Origin of the sequence: Pseudomonas akapageensis, assembly GCF_011355085.1 — a bacterium.
GTDB classification, from domain to species: Bacteria; Pseudomonadota; Gammaproteobacteria; order Pseudomonadales; family Pseudomonadaceae; genus Aquipseudomonas; species Aquipseudomonas akapageensis.
Genome location: NZ_VXCP01000013.1, coordinates 56,319 through 73,123, shown reverse-complemented (window position 1 = coordinate 73,123; position 16,805 = coordinate 56,319). Strand labels below are relative to the sequence as shown.

General features: G+C 61.0%; 14 protein-coding genes. 8 read left to right on the top strand and 6 right to left on the bottom strand.

Features of this window, described 5'->3' with window-relative positions:
* The first annotated feature begins 125 nt into the window (after window positions 1-125).
* From F2S13_RS10430 to F2S13_RS10420, 3 genes are all read left to right on the top strand, one after another.
* The gene (locus F2S13_RS10430) at window positions 126-905 is read left to right on the top strand and encodes an IclR family transcriptional regulator (RefSeq protein WP_166360397.1); all 780 of its coding nucleotides are present in this window, start codon (window positions 126-128) and stop codon (window positions 903-905) included.
* A gap of 260 nt (window positions 906-1,165) precedes the next feature.
* Window positions 1,166-1,981: a sugar phosphate isomerase/epimerase family protein gene (locus F2S13_RS10425; RefSeq protein WP_166360396.1), complete on the top strand. Its 816-nt coding sequence runs from the start codon at window positions 1,166-1,168 to the stop codon at window positions 1,979-1,981.
* Between the two features lie 23 nt (window positions 1,982-2,004).
* On the top strand, window positions 2,005-2,892 hold the full coding sequence (locus F2S13_RS10420) for a DMT family transporter (protein WP_166360395.1): 888 nt from the start codon (window positions 2,005-2,007) through the stop codon (window positions 2,890-2,892).
* Between the two features lie 102 nt (window positions 2,893-2,994).
* On the opposite strand, the gene F2S13_RS10415 is transcribed toward F2S13_RS10420, so the two are convergent.
* Window positions 2,995-4,332, bottom strand: a complete 1,338-nt coding sequence (locus F2S13_RS10415) for an MFS transporter (RefSeq protein WP_166360394.1) — start codon at window positions 4,330-4,332, stop codon at window positions 2,995-2,997.
* A gap of 621 nt (window positions 4,333-4,953) precedes the next feature.
* Between F2S13_RS10415 and quiC the strand changes: the two genes are divergently transcribed.
* Both quiC and F2S13_RS10405 read left to right on the top strand, forming a co-directional pair.
* Window positions 4,954-6,864 carry a 3-dehydroshikimate dehydratase QuiC gene (gene quiC / locus F2S13_RS10410; protein WP_166360393.1) on the top strand — a complete coding sequence of 637 codons (1,911 nt, stop codon included), beginning with the start codon at window positions 4,954-4,956 and terminating at the stop codon, window positions 6,862-6,864.
* A gap of 108 nt (window positions 6,865-6,972) precedes the next feature.
* Window positions 6,973-7,641 (top strand): TetR/AcrR family transcriptional regulator, encoded by a 669-nt coding sequence (locus tag F2S13_RS10405; RefSeq protein WP_166360392.1) that lies wholly within the window; start codon window positions 6,973-6,975, stop codon window positions 7,639-7,641.
* Between the two features lie 8 nt (window positions 7,642-7,649).
* Here F2S13_RS10405 and F2S13_RS10400 read toward each other — a convergent pair whose 3' ends face one another.
* A complete protein-coding gene (locus tag F2S13_RS10400) occupies window positions 7,650-8,504 on the bottom strand; it encodes a shikimate dehydrogenase (protein ID WP_166360391.1) in 855 nt (284 codons plus the stop codon).
* Window positions 8,505-8,509: 5 nt separating this feature from the next.
* On the bottom strand, window positions 8,510-8,956 hold the full coding sequence (gene aroQ / locus F2S13_RS10395) for a type II 3-dehydroquinate dehydratase (protein WP_166360390.1): 447 nt from the start codon (window positions 8,954-8,956) through the stop codon (window positions 8,510-8,512).
* Window positions 8,957-9,127: 171 nt separating this feature from the next.
* On the opposite strand from aroQ, the gene F2S13_RS10390 reads away from it, so the two are divergent.
* On the top strand, window positions 9,128-10,315 hold the full coding sequence (locus F2S13_RS10390) for an alkaline phosphatase family protein (protein WP_166360389.1): 1,188 nt from the start codon (window positions 9,128-9,130) through the stop codon (window positions 10,313-10,315).
* A 51-nt stretch (window positions 10,316-10,366) separates the two neighbouring features.
* On the opposite strand, the gene trmA is transcribed toward F2S13_RS10390, so the two are convergent.
* Both trmA and F2S13_RS10380 read right to left on the bottom strand, forming a co-directional pair.
* Window positions 10,367-11,455, bottom strand: a complete 1,089-nt coding sequence (gene trmA / locus F2S13_RS10385) for a tRNA (uridine(54)-C5)-methyltransferase TrmA (RefSeq protein WP_166360388.1) — start codon at window positions 11,453-11,455, stop codon at window positions 10,367-10,369.
* Window positions 11,452-12,747 carry an NCS2 family permease gene (locus F2S13_RS10380; RefSeq protein ID WP_166360387.1) on the bottom strand — a complete coding sequence of 432 codons (1,296 nt, stop codon included), beginning with the start codon at window positions 12,745-12,747 and terminating at the stop codon, window positions 11,452-11,454. The genes trmA and F2S13_RS10380 overlap by 4 nt, the downstream gene beginning before the upstream one ends.
* Before the next feature lie 190 nt (window positions 12,748-12,937).
* On the opposite strand from F2S13_RS10380, the gene F2S13_RS10375 reads away from it, so the two are divergent.
* Window positions 12,938-13,489 (top strand): DJ-1 family glyoxalase III, encoded by a 552-nt coding sequence (locus F2S13_RS10375; RefSeq protein WP_166360386.1) that lies wholly within the window; start codon window positions 12,938-12,940, stop codon window positions 13,487-13,489.
* Window positions 13,490-13,609: 120 nt separating this feature from the next.
* On the opposite strand, the gene F2S13_RS10370 is transcribed toward F2S13_RS10375, so the two are convergent.
* Window positions 13,610-14,845 carry an MFS transporter gene (locus F2S13_RS10370; protein WP_166360385.1) on the bottom strand — a complete coding sequence of 412 codons (1,236 nt, stop codon included), beginning with the start codon at window positions 14,843-14,845 and terminating at the stop codon, window positions 13,610-13,612.
* A gap of 519 nt (window positions 14,846-15,364) precedes the next feature.
* Here F2S13_RS10370 and F2S13_RS10365 point away from each other — a divergent pair.
* Window positions 15,365-16,804, top strand: a complete 1,440-nt coding sequence (locus F2S13_RS10365; RefSeq protein WP_166360384.1) for a cytochrome ubiquinol oxidase subunit I — start codon at window positions 15,365-15,367, stop codon at window positions 16,802-16,804.
* The last annotated feature ends 1 nt before the right edge of the window (window position 16,805 follow it).

Here is a 16,805-nt window from a genome sequence, read left to right as displayed (position 1 = left end):
ATATTCTATGGCCCGATAGTTCGAGTCGCCAACAGGGTGAAATACAAAACTGTGCGAAGATCGGACAGTGTTTGCGCTTTGGCCGGCGCTCTTTAGAATCGGCAAAATTTTCAGGATCAATGACCATGGCCGGCAGTCAGATCGAACGCGCTTTCAGTCTTCTCGAAAGCCTTACCAGCGACCCTCGCGGTCTGCCCATGCAGACGCTCGCGGAGCAGCTGGACATCCCCAAGAGCGCCACGCACCGCATGCTCGGCGAACTGATGCGGTTGGGTTATGTACGCCAGAACCCGGAGAACAGTCGATATCACCTGAGTACCAAACTGGTTGCCATGGGCTTTCGCTATCTGGCCAGCAGCGGGGCGGATATCGTCCAGCCGATCCTTGACCAGCTGGCCCGGGAAACCGGTGAACTGGTTCGCCTTGGGGTAATCGACGGCGAGCGCCAGACCTGGATCGCCAAATCCCAGGGCGCCCGTTCGGGCCTGCGTTACGACCCCGACATGGGGCGCGATGCGCCATTGTTCTACACCGCTTCCGGGCACGCCTGGCTGGCCAGCATGAGTGATGCGCAAGCCTTGGTGCTGGTGGAGAAGCAGGGCATTGCCAATCGCGAGGACTTCGGCCCCAATGCCCCGGCCTCCAATGCCGAGCTGCTCGAACGCCTGCGTATCGCCCGCGAACATGGCTATGCCTGGGTGGTGGAAAGCTCGGCGGTCGGGACCTCGGCGTTGGCGGCGGTGGTGCGGCATCCGCTGGCTGGGCATGTGGTTGGGGTGCTCAGTGTTGCCGGGCCGACGGCGCGGATGCCGGAGGAGCGTATGCACCAGCTGGCGCCGCTGTTGTTGGGGGCGGCGACGGAGTTGTCGGGGGCGAGTCCTGCTTCTGAGCTCTTTAGTGGCTGATCGGACCTCATCGCTGGCAAGCCAGCTCCCACAAAGTTATCAGGAACTTCTCTGTGGGAGCTGGCTTGCCAGCGATCGACCGCAAAGCAGTCGCAAATACGAATGGCAGCCTCAGCGTTGCCATTTTTTTCGCCCGAAATTTTCCCCTTGCATGAAATTGGAACTAAGTTCTAAATAAAAAAGGAGATAACAACAACCAAGAGGATCGCCGCCTTGAACGCACCCCTCCGGATTGCCCTGCTCGGCGCCACGGAGCACCCATGAGTCAACGAATCCTGTCCCTGGCGGCCCTGACCGTCCTGGAATTGTCGCCCCCGGAAATGGTCGAGGTCGCCGCCCGCGCCGGTTATAGCCATGTCGGGCTGCGTCTGGAACCCGCCACTGCGGAAGAAAGGCACTTCCCCTTGGTCACGGATGCCGACCTGCGTCGGCAGACGGCTGCGCGCTTGCGTGACACTGGCATCAAGGTCCTGGACGTGGAAATCCTGCGCCTGAAGCCGCACACCCGCGTCAGCGATTTCGAAGCGCTGCTGGCGGTCGGCGCCGAGTTCGGCGCGAGCGAACTGCTGGTAGCCGGCAACGATCCAGATGAACAACGCCAGACCGAGAACTTCGCGGCCCTGTGCGATCTGTCCGCGCAGTATGGCCTGCACCCGCACCTGGAGTTCATGCCCTGGACCGACGCCAGGGACCTGGTCCAGGCCATGCGTATCGTCGAGAGCGCCGGCCGGGAGAATGGTTGTGTCCTGGTCGATGCCTTCCACTTCAACCGTTCCGGCTCACGCCTGGAAGACCTGCGTCGCTTGCCGGCCGCAGGCACGCGCTATGTGCAACTGTGCGATGTGGCGGGTCCGCGTCCGGATGACATGGATGAAATCCTGCGCCAGGCGCGCAACGAGCGGCGCTTCCCCGGCGAAGGTGATTGCGACCTGCTTGGGTTGCTGCGCAATCTACCACCAGGCTTGCCGCTGAGCCTGGAAATTCCCACCGTGCAGTTGCTCGAACAGGGCGTCAGCGCGCTTGAGCGTGCACAACTGGCCATCGACAAGACACGGGCGCTGTTGACCCACCTCTGATCCTTCACCTTCAAGAGTTACCGATGACCACCTCCAGCACATCGCTCGCCGGTGTCAGCCAACCGTTCAAGGGCATTGTGTTGGTCGTGGTCGCGACCTTCCTGTTCTCCAGCCACGATGCGCTGTCGAAATACCTCACCGGTTTTTACCCCGTCATGCTGGTGATATGGGCGCGTTATGTCGCCCATACCCTGCTGATGATGGGCATATTCCTGCCACGCTCCGGCTTGAGTGTGTTGCGCTCGCGCAAGCCTGCGCTGCAGGCGTTGCGGGCGACCTGCCTGCTCGGCACCAGCCTGTTGTTCATCTCCGGCTTGCAGTACATCCCCTTGGCCGAAGCGACTGCCGTCAACTTTCTCGCGCCTTTGATGGTGACAGCCTTGTCTGTGCCGTTGCTGGGTGAACGGGTCAGCACCGGCCAGTGGCTGGCGGTGCTGACGGGCTTTATCGGGGTGGTGGTGATTGTGCATCCAGGGGGGGAGTTGTTCACGCCAGCCATCCTGTTGCCGTTGGGTTCGGCGCTGTGCTTTTGCTTCTATCAGATCCTTACACGCAAGCTCAGCGAAGTGGACAGCCCGACTACCAGCAATTTTTTTGCGGGGTTGTTCAACACGCTGGTGATGAGTGCGCTGGTGCCGTTCTTCTGGCAAATGCCGAGCCTGTTTCATGGGCTTCTGATGCTGGCCTTGGGGACGTGCGGAATGCTGGCGCATCTGTTTCTGACCCAGGCCTTCCGGCATGCGCCACCGGCCCTGCTGGCGCCGTTCGGTTATTGCCAGATTGTCTTTGCCGGGCTGTTGGGGTTGTTGATCTTTTCCCATACGCCGGAGCTGACGACGCTGCTCGGGATTGCGGTGATTTGCCTCAGCGGCCTGGCGGCGGCCTGGTTGCAACGCAGAAAGTCGGTGTAGCCGCTGCCGCAGGCTGCGCTCGCGCGCGAAGCGGGCGCAGGATCGGGGGGCCTTGCGGCCCCAGCGCAGCCTACGGCAGCGGCTACAGGGTTCTACAGCCGATCAATCCTCGATACGAGGCACCTTGCGCGGCGCCATGAAGTACATCCACACCAGCGCGATGAAGTACATCGCCGGAATCATGGTGAACAGCACGGTGTAGTTGTTATGGGTCGTGGTCAGGATGTAACCGACCAGCTGGGTCATGAACATGCCGCCGATTGCAGCGACCATCCCGCCGAAACCAAACACTGTGCTCATCATGTGCTTGGGCGTGTAGTCCATCACCAGGCTCCAGATGTTGGCGGTCCAGGCCTGATGCGCGGCGATGGCCAGGGAAATCGCCAGAACAGCGACCCACAGGCTGCTGGCACCTGCTGCGAAAATCACGCTGACAATGGTGGCTGCGAACAGCAACATCGACAGCAAGCGCGCCTTAACCGGTGCCATGCCACGCCCGATCAGGAACGAAGACAGAATGCCGCCGCCGACGCTGCCGAAGTCGGCACTCAGGTAGATGATGATCAACGGGATGCCCATCTGGGTGACGTTGATGCCCAGGCTGTATTGCTGGTTCAGGAACGGCGGCAGCCAGTACAGATAGAACCAGAACACGGGTGCCGTGATTGCATAGGCCAGAGCGAATGCCCAGGTGCCGCGCATGCGCAGGATTCGTGAGAACGGTACGCGAGTCTGCTCAGGTTCGACTTCCTTCTGGATGTAATCGAGCTCGGCCTTGGTCACGCTCGGGTGATTTTCCGGGTTGAAATACTTCAGGCCCCAGAAGGTGACCCAGATCAGTCCCAGGCAAGCCATGGACACGAATGCCGCTTGCCAGCCCCAGACGCTCAGGATCAATGGCAGCAGCATCGGCGTGAACATCGCACCGACGTTGGTCCCGGCATTGAAGATACCGGTCGCAACGGCACGCTCGCCTGCCGGGAACCACAACCGGGTGGTCTTGACGCACGCCGGGTAGTTGGCCGCTTCAGTCAGGCCGAGAATGAACCGGCAGACCATGAAGCCGACCGCCGAAGTGGCCAGGCCATGAGCACCGGTCGCCAAGCTCCAGAGCAGCACTGCGCAGAAGAACACGCGCTTGACCCCGACCCGGTCGATCAACCGGCCCTGCAGCACGAAGCCGATGGCGTAGCCAACCTGGAACCAGAAGTTGATGTTGGCGTAGTCCATCGCCGTCCAGCTCATTTCCTTGGCCAGGATCGGTTGCATGACCCCGAGGGCGGCGCGGTCGATGTAGTTCAGGGTGGTGGCGAAGAACACCAGGGCGAGCATCGCCCAGCGGGTTTTGCCGACCGCCATGGCACCACGGATCTTGTCGCCGATACCGGCTTGAGGGGTAACCATGGTCTGTGCCTGGGAGGAGCTTTGAGTGTGGATCATTTTATTATGGCCATCCGTTTCGTGACGCTGGCATCGAGCCAGTTATCGGACTTCGACAGGTCTCAAGCCAAACCCTTGTTGCACGTTTTGCGAGTGCAGGGCCTGTCTGACCGCGCTGCGTCATGCAAGCGGCCTGGGGTGATTCAGACAGGGCAGGGGTTGGCTCGCTGACCGGGAATCATCGGTTCCGGGCGTTACCTGGAAGACGACGTGAACCCAACCAACAGCTGTGCAATACCGGTCAGCCTTCGAGGCGTCGATGAGCGAAAAGCGTTCGCGCGGCTGGCGAATGCAGAGGCAAGGAGCAGTGGGGCGAAGCATTGAATGTATGCATGAGCGTTTACCCGAATTTTTATGTTTATGGTCAAACCTGGGTTTGGTGACGCTGGGGTACAGCTGTTTCGGTCCTGACAATTTCCAAGGAGCTTGTGGCCCTTTGAATGCTTGTCCTATGGGTGAAGATGTTGGGCATCGAGCGAAAAACCGTCAATTCGCCAAGCCGCATTCTGGTCGATAATCGCACACAAAACTAACTGGTTCGTACAATTTGGTTGAGGTATAACATTCTCCCGCCAATAATTCTCCTACCTGGGCCGCGCCTACGCCTACTGGAGTCATAAGATGCAGCGTTCGATTGCCACCGTTTCCTTGAGCGGTACCCTGCCGGAAAAGCTCGAAGCCATAGCCGCCGCCGGTTTTGACGGGGTCGAGATCTTCGAGAACGACCTTCTCTACTACGACGGCAGCCCTCGCGAGATTCGCCAGCGTTGTGCCGACCTTGGCATCGCGATCACGCTGTTCCAGCCGTTTCGTGATTTCGAGGGCTGCCCGCGCAACCGCCTGTCGCGAAATCTTGAGCGGGCCGAGCGCAAGTTCGACTTGATGCAGGAGCTCGGCACCGACCTGGTGCTGGTGTGCAGCAACGCCTCCGGTGATTCGCTGGGCGACCGGCAGGTGCTGGTCGACGACCTCCGCCTGCTGGCCGAACACGCTGGCCAGCGTGGCCTGCGCATCGGCTACGAGGCCTTGGCCTGGGGGCGGCACGTCAACACGTACCAGCAGGTCTGGGACATCGTCCGGCAGGCCGACCACCCGAACCTGGGCATGATTCTCGACAGTTTCCACACCTTGTCGCTCAAAGGCGATCCGAGTGCGATCCGCGAGATCCCCGGCGACAAGATCTTCTTCGTGCAGATGGCCGACGCCCCGATCCTGGCGATGGACGTGCTGGAGTGGAGCCGACACTTTCGATGCTTCCCCGGCCAGGGCGAATTCGACCTGCCGGGCTTTCTCGCGCCGATCATCCAGACCGGTTACAACGGGCCTCTGTCGCTGGAAATCTTCAACGACGGCTTCCGCGCCGCGCCGCCGCGGGCCAATGCCGCCGATGGCCTGCGTTCGCTGTTGTACCTTGAGGAAAAGACCCGGCAGTTGCTCGAGCAACAAGCTCAGCCCATTGTTTCGCTCGACCCTTTGTTTGCCCCACCTGCGGCCAGCAGCTACGACGGAGTCGAATTCCTCGAGTTTGCCGTGGACGAAACCCTCGGTGCCAAGCTCGGCACCTGGCTGGAGCGCCTGGGCTTCGCCAGGGCGGGGCAGCATCGCTCCAAGAACGTGAGCCTGCTGCGCCAGGGCGATATCAACCTGATTCTCAACTCCGAACCCTATTCCTTTGCCCATAACTTTTATGAGGCCCACGGCCCTTCGTTGTGCGCCACGGCCATTCGGGTCAAGGACAGCGCTCAGGCACTGGAGCGGGCGGTGGCGTTTCACGGCCAGCCGTACCGTGGCCTGGTAGGGCCGAACGAGCGTGAGTTGGCGGCGGTACGTGCGCCCGATGGTAGCTTGATCTACCTGGTCGACCAGGATGCTGAAGGCCGTACCATCTACGAAACCGACTTCAGCCTGACGCCAGTTTCGGCCAGCCCGGTCGGCCTCAAGCGCATCGACCACATGGCCATGGCATTGCCGGCCGACAGCCTCGACAGCTGGGTGCTGTTCTACAAGAGCCTGCTGGATTTCGAAGCCGACGACGAAGTGGTGCTGCCGGACCCTTATGGCCTGGTCAAGAGCCGCGCCCTGCGCAGCCGCTGCAGTTCGATTCGCCTGCCGCTGAATATCTCCGAGAACCGCAATACGGCGATTTCTCATGCGTTGTCCAGCTATCGCGGCTCGGGTGTTCACCACATCGCCTTTGAATGCGACGACATCTTTGCCGCCGTACGCCAGGCCAAGGAGGCGGGGCTGGACTTGCTCGATATCCCGCTGAACTACTACGACGATCTTGCCGCCCGCTTTGATTTTGATGATGAGTTTCTCAGCGAGCTGGCCTATTACAATGTGCTGTATGACCGCGATGCCCAGGGTGGCGAGCTGTTCCACGTGTATACCGAGGCTTTCGAGGAGCGCTTCTTCTTTGAAGTGCTGCAGCGGCGCAATGGCTATGCCGGCTATGGCGCGGCCAACGTTGCCGTGCGCCTGGCAGCCATGGCCAAGGCCCGCAATGGTGGCCTGCGCCACGCGAAACTGTAGGGATCTGCGTTGAAACAACGGAGCCTGGGGCTGATATTGCTTCAGGCTTCCTTCGCTACGCCATCGGCCCCATAATTGCCGCTGTTTATCGATGGCCGTGAGCCCAGTATGACGACAACGCCCGTTCTCTCAGCCGAACCCGCCGAGACACCTCGCAAGAGCCGCAAGAACAATCCGGAAAAAACCCGCGAGAATATTCTCCAGGCGGCGATTACCGAATTCGTCCAGCAAGGGCTGGCCGGCGCGCGCGTGGACGCGATCGCCGAGCGCACGAATACCTCCAAGCGCATGATCTACTACTACTTCGGCAGCAAGGAGCAGTTGTATGTCGAGGTGCTGGAAAAACTCTACGGCGATATCCGCCGCACCGAAGGCAGCCTGCACCTGGCCGAGCTCGAGCCGCGCGAAGGCATGCGCCGCCTGGTGGAGTTCACCTTCGATCACCATGATCGCAACGTCGATTTCGTGCGCATCGTCTGCAACGAAAACATGCACAACGGCGAGTTCGTCAAGAAGTCCGAGGCGATCCGCACCATGAACAAGACCGTGCTCAACGCCCTTGATGAGATCCTTGCGCGCGGCGCCGAGCAGGGTGTGTTCCGCTTGGGGCTCCAGGCGCTGGATGTCCACCTGTTGATCAGCTCATTCTGTTTCTACCGGGTGTCGAACCGGCACACCTTTGGCGAGATCTTCCAGGTGGATTTCGTCGATGAGGAAATCAAGCAGCGCCATCGCGAGATGATCTGCGATTCGGTATTGCGCTACTTGCAGGCATAAACCCGGCCTCAGGCATCGAAGCTGTTGAAATGCCCGATCATGCGTTGGGCATTGGCGCTGCAGCCACTGAACAGCTCGAAAGCCTTGACCGCCTGGAAGACCGCCATGGTGCCACCGTTCAAGGTCCGGCAGCCCAGGGCGCGGGCTTCGCGCAGCAGTTCGGTTTCCAGTGGGAAGTACACAATCTCGGCAACCCAGAGCGCGGGGCGCAACAGCGTCTTGGGTACCGGCATGCCCGGCAGCTTGGCCATGCCCATCGGGGTGGTGTTGACCAGGCCGTCGGCGGCTTCCAGGGTGCTGGCCAGATCGGTGCCGACCCGGGCCCGGCTGCCTTCGAAGTGTTGGTTCAGATTGTCGGCCAGGGTCTGGGCGCGCTCGCTGTCCACATCGAAGATGCTCAGTTGGCCCACGCCTTCGCTGAGCAGCGCATGAGCCACCGCAGCTCCGGCACCGCCAGCGCCCATCTGCACCACGCGCGCGCGCGGCACGTCGGGCAAGCCCCGGCGAAAGCCCTCGGCAAAGCCCAGGCAGTCAGTGTTATGGCCGACGCGTTTGCCGTCCTTGAGCACCACGGTATTCACCGCGCCGATTCCACGAGCCTCCTGTGACAATTCGTCGAGCAGCGGGATGATTGCCTGTTTGCACGGGAAGGTAATGTTCAGCCCGGTAAAACTCATGCGCTCGGCCGCCGTCAGCAGCTCTTCGAGTGCACTGCAATCGAGCTTGAGCTGGTCCAGGTCGATGAGCCGGTAGACGTAGCTCATCCCTTGCGCCGCGCCTTCGCGTTCATGCAGGGCGGGGGTGCGCGAAGCCTGGATGCCGGCGCCGATCAGGCCGGCGAGGATACTTGGTTGTGTAGGCATGGTCTTCATCCCTTGGCGTTCAACAAATGGCCGACATGCTGCAAGGCCATGCGATAGCCCTGCACGCCGAAGCCGCACAGCACCGCCACGGCGATGGCCGAGACAAAGCTGTGGTGGCGGAATTTTTCCCGGGCATGCACATTGGAGATATGCACTTCGATCACCGGTAGCTCACTGGCCACCAGGGCATCGCGGATGGCCACCGAGGTGTGGGTCCAGGCCGCCGGGTTGATCACGATCGCCGCGCAGCGAGTGCGAGCCTGATGAATCCAGTCGATCAGTTCGCCTTCGTGGTTGGTCTGGCGAAATTCGAGGTTCAGCTCCAGCTCATCGGCGGTCTGGCGGCACAGGCTGGAGATATCAGCCAGGGTTTCGTGGCCGTAGGTGGTGGGCTCGCGGGTGCCGAGCATGTTGAGGTTGGGGCCGTTGAGCACCAGGACAGTACGACTCATCTTGAAACTCCGCTGTTGTTTTTGAGAGGGCGGGGAGTGGTTGTGAATAAATTGTACTAACTAGTTAATTCAGTCAATCGAATGCCAAGCCCTGGTGTATTTTCTGTTCGCTTATCGAACAGGTTGCGTTATACCTAGCGACTCCCATGGGCTTTATGGAGGGATGAGGAAATGTCAGAAGGACTTGGCCGTTTCTCTCAATCGCTCGGGCCGACTGATGAACCTTGGCCAGGCCTGGCCAACTTGTCCGAATCCATCTTCGCCTCGATGGGGGCGGCAGGTTTTCGCAATGCGTTCAACGTCGAGCGCAGCCATAGCACGTGCTTGCTGCTGATCGATGGATTGAGCTGGAACCTGCTCGAGGCCCACGCCCACAGGGCGCCTTTTCTGGCTTCACTGATGCAGGCCAAGCGAACGTTTCGAGTGGGTTTTCCGGCGACCACTGCCGCCAGCCTGTCTTCACTGACCAGCGGCCATGCTTCTGGAGCGCACGGCATAGTGGGTTGTTCCTTCGCTCTGGATGCCAATACCGTATTTGCCCCCTTGGTGTGGCAGACCGGCACCCGTAACACCGGAATTCGCGCAACGGCTGCGCCCGGTGCCCGGGAATTCATCAAGCAGAAAACCGCCTGGGAGCGCGCGCATGAAGGTGGTATCGCCGTCAGCAGTGTCATTGACGGCCGATTTGCCGGTTCCTCGTTCAGTCAGGCGATTTACAAAGCGGGTTCGGTCATGGCGGCGCTCAACTTCAGGGATTTCCCGGGCTTGATCGCGGGAGCGCTGAAGTCGGAGTTGCCGGCCTTTTGTTATGCCTATTACAGCGACCTTGATTTTTGCGGCCATCGCTATGGCCCCGGGTCCGAACGCTGGTTGCGGCAACTGGAAGTTGTCGATCGGCTCGCACTGTCGATTTCGCAAAGCCTGCCTCGGGAAACGGCAATGGTGATTGTGGCCGACCACGGCATGGTCACGCTGGCCAAGGAAGCCACTCATGACTTCGACAAGGACACGGCATTGCAGGAAGGGGTCATCGGGCTATACGGCGATGTTCGTGCCAGGCATGTCTATACCGCCAGTGATCAAGAGCACGCGGTCAGGGAGCGCTGGCAAAACCGGCTGGGTGATGACTTTTGGGTGTTGTCGAAAGCCGAGGCCATTGCTGCGAAGTGGTTTGGTAGCGGGGTAGAAAGCGATGCCGAAGCGCGCATCGGGGATCTGGTTGTCATACCCACGGGGCGTGGCGGTGTTATTCGCAGCCGAATGGAGAAGGTCCAGAGCGCGTGGATTGGCCACCATGGGGCACTGACGGATGAGGATCAGGTGGTGCCGTTGTTGGTGTGTTCGGGGCAGGCCATGTAGTGATTGGGCGGGCCTCATCGCGGGCTTGCCCGCGATGCTGGCGCCGCGGTCTCAACGCCGGACCAACAACACCCCACTCTCCATATGATGCGTATACGGAAACTGATCAAACAACGCACAACGCTCCACCCGGTGGGTGTCGTTGAGTTGTGCAATGTTCGCAGCCAGCGTCTCCGGGTTGCAGGAGATGTACAGGATATTGTCGAAACGCCGGGTCAACTCACAGGTGTCCGGGTCCATGCCGGCACGTGGCGGGTCGACGAAGACGCTGCCGAACTGGTAGCTCTTCAGGTCGATGCCCTGCAGGCGACGGAACGGGCGAACTTCGTTGAGGGCCTCGGTCAGCTCTTCGGCTGACAGGCGCACCAGCTCGACGTTGTCCACGCCGTTGTCGTTGAGGTTATGCAGAGCGGCGCTGACCGACGTCTTGCTGATCTCGGTGGCCAGCACCTTGCGCACCCGGGTCGCCAGCGGCAGGGTGAAGTTGCCGTTGCCGCAATACAGCTCCAGCAGGTCATCCTGGCGATCGCCCAGGGCTTCATAGGCCCAGTTGAGCATCTTCTGGTTGACCATGCCGTTGGGCTGGGTGAAGGCACCTTCAGGCTGACGGAAACGGAACGTACGGCCAGCTACCTCCAGTGCTTCGACGGCGTAGTCACGACCGATCACTACACGCTTGCCCTTGGAACGGCCAATGATGCTGACGTTCAGCTCTGCGGCCAACTGCTCGGCCGCCTCGTGCCAGTGCTCGTCCAGCGGGCGGTGATAGCACAGGGTGATCATCCCGTCGCCCGCCAGGGTGGTCAGGAACTCGACCTGGAACAGCTTGAAACTCAGCGCGGAACTGGCCTGCCAGGCAGCCTTGAGCCGGGGCATCAGCTCATTGATGCGCTGGCTGGCAATGGGGAAATCTTCGATCAGAATCGGCGTGTGCTTCTCGCCTGGCGCGAACATGGCATAAAAGCGCTGTTCGTTCTCGCGCCACAGGCGAAACTCGGCGCGCAGGCGATACTGCTCGCGAGGCGAATCGAACACCGCGGGTTCCGGTGCATCGAAGGGCGCCAGCAGTTCGCGCAGGCGCTCGACCTTGGCGTCGAGCTGGCGGTTGTAGTCCGAAGGATCGAAAGCGACAGCACTCATGCGTTGAACCAGCCCAACTTGATAACGAACAGAATCGAAAGGATCACCAGCGCCGAGTTCAGCTCGCGGCCGCGACCCGAAAGCAGCTTGATGGCCGTCCAGGAAATGAAGCCGAAGGCAATGCCGTTGGCGATCGAATAGGTCAGCGGCATGGCCAGGGCGGTGATCACCACAGGCGCCGCCTCGGTGATGTCGTCCCAGTTTATCTCGGCCAGGCCCGAGGCCATCAGCACGGCGACGAAGAACAAGGCAGGGGCGGTGGCGAACGCGGGCACGCTACCGGCCAGCGGGGCGAAGAACAGCGCCAGCAGGAACAGGATCGCGACCACGATGGCAGTCAGGCCCGTACGGCCACCGGCACTGACGCCCGCTGCCGACTCGATGTAACTGGTCGTGGTCGAGGTGCCCAGCAGGGAACCGGCCATGGCGGCGGTACTGTCGGCGATCAGCGCGCGGCCCATTTTCGGCATGTGGCCGTCCTTGCCCATCAGCCCGGCGCGCTTGGCCACGCCGATCAGGGTGCCGGAGTTGTCGAACAGGTCGACGAACAGGAAGGCGAAGATCACGCTGAACAGACCGATGTCCAGGGCACCCTTGATGTCCAGTTGCAGGAAAGTCGGCGCCAGCGAGGGTGGCATCGAGACCACGCCGCCAAAGGCCGAGACGCCCAGGGCGATGGAAACGATGGTGACCGCCAGGATGCCGATCAGTACGGCACCGCGTACGCGCCGTGCTTCAAGGGCGCAAATAAGGAAGAAACCGAGGATGGCCAGGATCGGCGCGGGTTGCTTCAGATCACCGAGGCCGACCAGAGTGGCCGGGTTGTCGACCACGATGCCGGCGTTGTGCAGGGCGATCAGTGCCAGAAACAGGCCGATACCGGCGGCAATCGCCGAGCGCAGGGGCAGCGGGATGCTGTTGACGATCCATTCCCGGATGCGAAAGATCGACAGCAGAAAGAACATCACGGCCGAAATGAATACCGCACCCAGCGCGACCTGCCAGGTATGGCCCATGTGCAGGACCACGGTGTAGGTGAAAAAGGCGTTCAGGCCCATGCCCGGAGCCAGCGCGATCGGGTAGTTGGCGATCAGGCCCATGGTGGTCGAGCCGATGGCTGCTGCCAGGCAGGTGGCAACGAAGATTGCGCCCTTGTCCATGCCGGTCTCGCCGAGAATGCTCGGGTTGACGAACAGAATGTAAGCCATGGCCAGGAAAGTGGTGACGCCCGCGAGAATCTCGGTGCGCACATTCGTGTCATGTGCCTTGAGTTGAAACAGCCTTTCCAGCATGCCCGCTCCCCGTGGCGCGCTCCGGCGCCGTGATAGTGTCGACCCAACTAGCAAAGCACAGACTGTATACATCCGTGGTTTTTACATGGGCCGGAAAAAAGCCGCGCATCATACCAGCATGGCAGGGGTCAGTGAATTTATGCGCTGAACGTTCAACTAAGCTTTACAGATAGCCCACTGGAGTAAGCCCATGAGTCAACGAGCCATGATTGCCGTTGCCAACGGAATCGACGATCTGCAGAGCGTGACCCTGATCGATGTACTGCGTCGGGCCGGGATAGAAGTGCTGGTTGCCAGTATCGAAGGACGGCGGATGCTCACCTGCGCACGCGGAACGCGGCTGACCGCCGATGCGATGGTGGTCGATGTACTGGCGCAGGAGTTTGATCTGATCGTGTTGCCGGGTGGCATGCCGGGTGCCAGCCATCTGGGGGCGCATCAGCCATTGCTGCAGCGGATGCAGCAACAGGCCAAGGCCGGGAAGCTGTTTGCCGCCATCGCCGAGTCCCCCGTGTTTGGGCTGCAGGCTTTCGGGATCCTGAAGGGGCGACGCATGACCTGTGATCCTTCTGTCAGCCATCATCTGACGGGATGCAGTTTTGTCGACCAGCCGGTGGTGGTCGATGGCAACTGTATTACGGCGAAGGGCTCGGGTGGAGCGCTTGAGTTTGCCTTGACGCTGGTCGAGCAGTTGGCGGGCAAGGGCAAGCGAGTGGAATTGGAGAAAGATCTGCAAGTCTGATAAAAATCTGCGGTCGCTTTGCGGCCGAGCGCAGCCTGCGGCAGCGGCTACAAGGGGGCGGCATTGCACGTTCGATGTAGCCGCTGCCGCAGGCTGCGCTCGACCGTGAAACGGTCGCAATCACGGTTTGCGCGCATCCCCTGAATGCATATGATCCCTTCCGGCCAACGTCGGAAACAACTTTACCCACACCCCCGTCACCGCCAACGTCCCAACCCCGCCGAGCACCACCGCCGGCACCGTCCCGAACCAATGGGCCGTGAGCCCCGACTCGAATTCCCCGAGCTGGTTCGAAGCGCCAATGAACAACCCGTTCACCGCACTGACCCGCCCGCGCATTTCATCCGGCGTTTCCAACTGCACGAAGGCCCCGCGAATCACCATGCTGATCATGTCGGCCGCCCCCAGCACGGCCAATACCGCCAGCGAGAACCAGAACGAAGTCGACAGGCCGAAGGCGATGGTTGCGACCCCGAACACCCCGACCGCCGTGAACATGGTTCGCCCGACCTGGCGCTCCACCGGGAAGCGCGCCAGCCAGAATGACATCAGCAGGGCCCCGACCGCGGGTGCCGAGCGCAGCAGGCCAAGCCCCCAGGGGCCGGTGAGAAGAATGTCCTTGGCAAACACAGGCAACAGGGCCGTGGCCCCACCCAATAGCACCGCGAAAAGGTCCAGAGAGATCGCCCCGAGAATATCCGGGCGGCTGCGGATAAAGCGGATCCCGGCCAGCAATGAGTCCAGCGTGGCGCGGCCCTTGTTCAGTGCTGTCTGCCGGGCCGGCAGGCTGAGCATCAGGCTGCAGGCGAGCACGTACAGGATCACGGTCGGCCCATACACCCAGACACTGCCAAAGGCGTAAAGCAGACCGCCCATGGCCGGCGCGACGATGGTTGCCGCCTGCATCGCCGATGCCGACGCCGCTACGGCCCGGGGGAACAGGGTCACAGGCACGATGCTCGGCAGTAGCGCTTGAGTGGCCGGCATTTCAAAGGATCGTGTACCGCCGAGCAGGAAGGCCAGGACAAAGATCATCTCGCGGCTGACGCTGTCGGTGCTGCTGCCCACCACCAGCGCCAGCGCAATCAGGGCTTGAGCGGTCTGGCACAGCGCAGCGACGCGGCGACGGTCGTAGCGGTCGGCCACATGCCCTGTATGCAGCATGAACAGTACCCGTGGGGCGAACTCCACCAGCCCGACCAGGCCGAGGTCGAGCACGCTGCCGGTGAGCTGATAAAGGTGCCAGCCAATGGCAACGGTCAGCATCTGGAAGCCGCTGGCGGTGAACACCCGAGCCAGCCAGAAGGCAATGAAAGGACGATGCTGACGCAGCAGCAGAGGTGGTGTGCTGGACATTGGCAGTCATGGCCTCGGCGAGTGAGGCGGCGAGATTATCACTAGTGGCCTGTACGGTTAATTCGTTAGCTCAAGTTCGGATGCCTGAAGTTCCGAGACAAGGCGCCGCGACGAGTCATAGCAGGGCTATGGCGAGGAGTGGCAACGCAGTATCGGAGCTTCAGGCGCCGAAATTGACTAACAGAATTAACCACACAGGCCACCAGTTTGTAACAGAGGGTTGCCGCGCCGGGCGACGATGTGCGGTCAGCGCACTGAATCGTTACTCGGTAAAGGGGGTGAGGCAACCGGTCACGCGGCAATAGACCACACAGTCGTCCAGGCTGATTGGGACTACTCTTTCAACGATCCTTGATCCATATCAACACTTCTGCACAGGGTTGATGTGACGGCCATCTGGCCAGAATCCCTGCGACTTGTAGTTCCAATTACAAATTCAAAACGACACGCTCCATGTGTGTGGGGGCAGTTGGCGCAGGCCCGGGGCCTGTAGCCGGTTCACCTGATAGAGGAAGTCATATGTTCGGTTTAGAGGCCATTGATCTCGCCCGAATCCAGTTTGCGTTCACCATTTCCTTTCACATCCTGTTCCCGGCCATCACCATTGGCCTTGCGAGCTACCTGGCGGTGCTCGAGGGCTTGTGGCTGAAATCGAAGCAGGATGTTTACCGCGACCTTTATCATTTCTGGTCGAAGGTCTTCGCGGTCAACTTCGGCATGGGAGTCGTCTCGGGGCTGGTCATGGCCTACCAGTTCGGGACCAACTGGAGCAAGTTCTCCGACTTTGCCGGCTCTGTCACCGGGCCCTTGCTCACCTATGAAGTACTCACGGCGTTCTTCCTCGAAGCGGGTTTTCTCGGTGTCATGTTGTTCGGCTGGAACCGCGTTGGGCGTGGCCTGCACTTCTTCGCCACGGTCATGGTCGCCATCGGCACCCTGGTCTCGACCTTCTGGATCCTGGCCTCCAACAGCTGGATGCAGACTCCACAGGGCTACGAAATCGTCAATGGCCAGGTGATCCCGGTGGATTGGATCGCGGTGATCTTCAACCCATCCTTCCCCTATCGCCTGATGCACATGGCCACGGCTGCCTTCGTTGCCACGGCGTTCTTCGTCGGCGCCTCGGCGGCCTGGCATCTGCTGCGCGGCCGGGATAACCCGGCGATTCGCAAGATGCTCTCGATGGCCATGTGGATGGCGCTGATCGTTGCGCCGGTGCAGGCGGTGATCGGTGACTTCCACGGCCTCAACACGCTCAAGCATCAACCGGCGAAAATCGCTGCAATCGAAGGCCACTGGGGAAACGTCGGCAATGAGCCAACGCCATTGATCCTCTTCGGCTGGCCGGACATGAAAGCCGAAAAGACCCGTTTTGCCGTGGAAATTCCTTACCTGGGCAGCATCATCCTGACCCACACCCTGGACAAGCAAGTCCCGGCGCTCAAGGAGTTCCCACCTGAAGATCGCCCGAATTCGACCATCGTTTTCTGGTCGTTCCGGATCATGGTCGGCCTGGGCATGCTGATGATCCTGACCGGCCTCTGGAGCCTGTGGCTGCGCAAGCGCGGCACCTTGTACCAGTCGCGTCCGTTCCTGCACCTGGTCCTGTGGATGGGGCCGTCTGGCCTGATCGCGATCCTGGCGGGCTGGTTCACCACTGAAATCGGCCGTCAGCCATGGGTGGTCTATGGCCTGATGCGCACTTCCGAGGCGTCGTCCGGGCACAGTTTTGCGCAGATGAGCCTGACCCTCGCGTTGTTCGTGGTGGTCTATTTCTCGCTGTTCGGTGTTGGCCTCGGCTATATGATGCGCCTGGTGCGCAAGGGGCCGAAAACTAACGAAGGCAAGGAGACCAACCCGGGAGGCCCTGGCAAGCAACGTACGCCAGCACGTCCGCTTTCGGCTGCCGATGAGGACAACGGAAACGGCCACAGCGAAAGCTTGAGCAAGGGGAACTGAG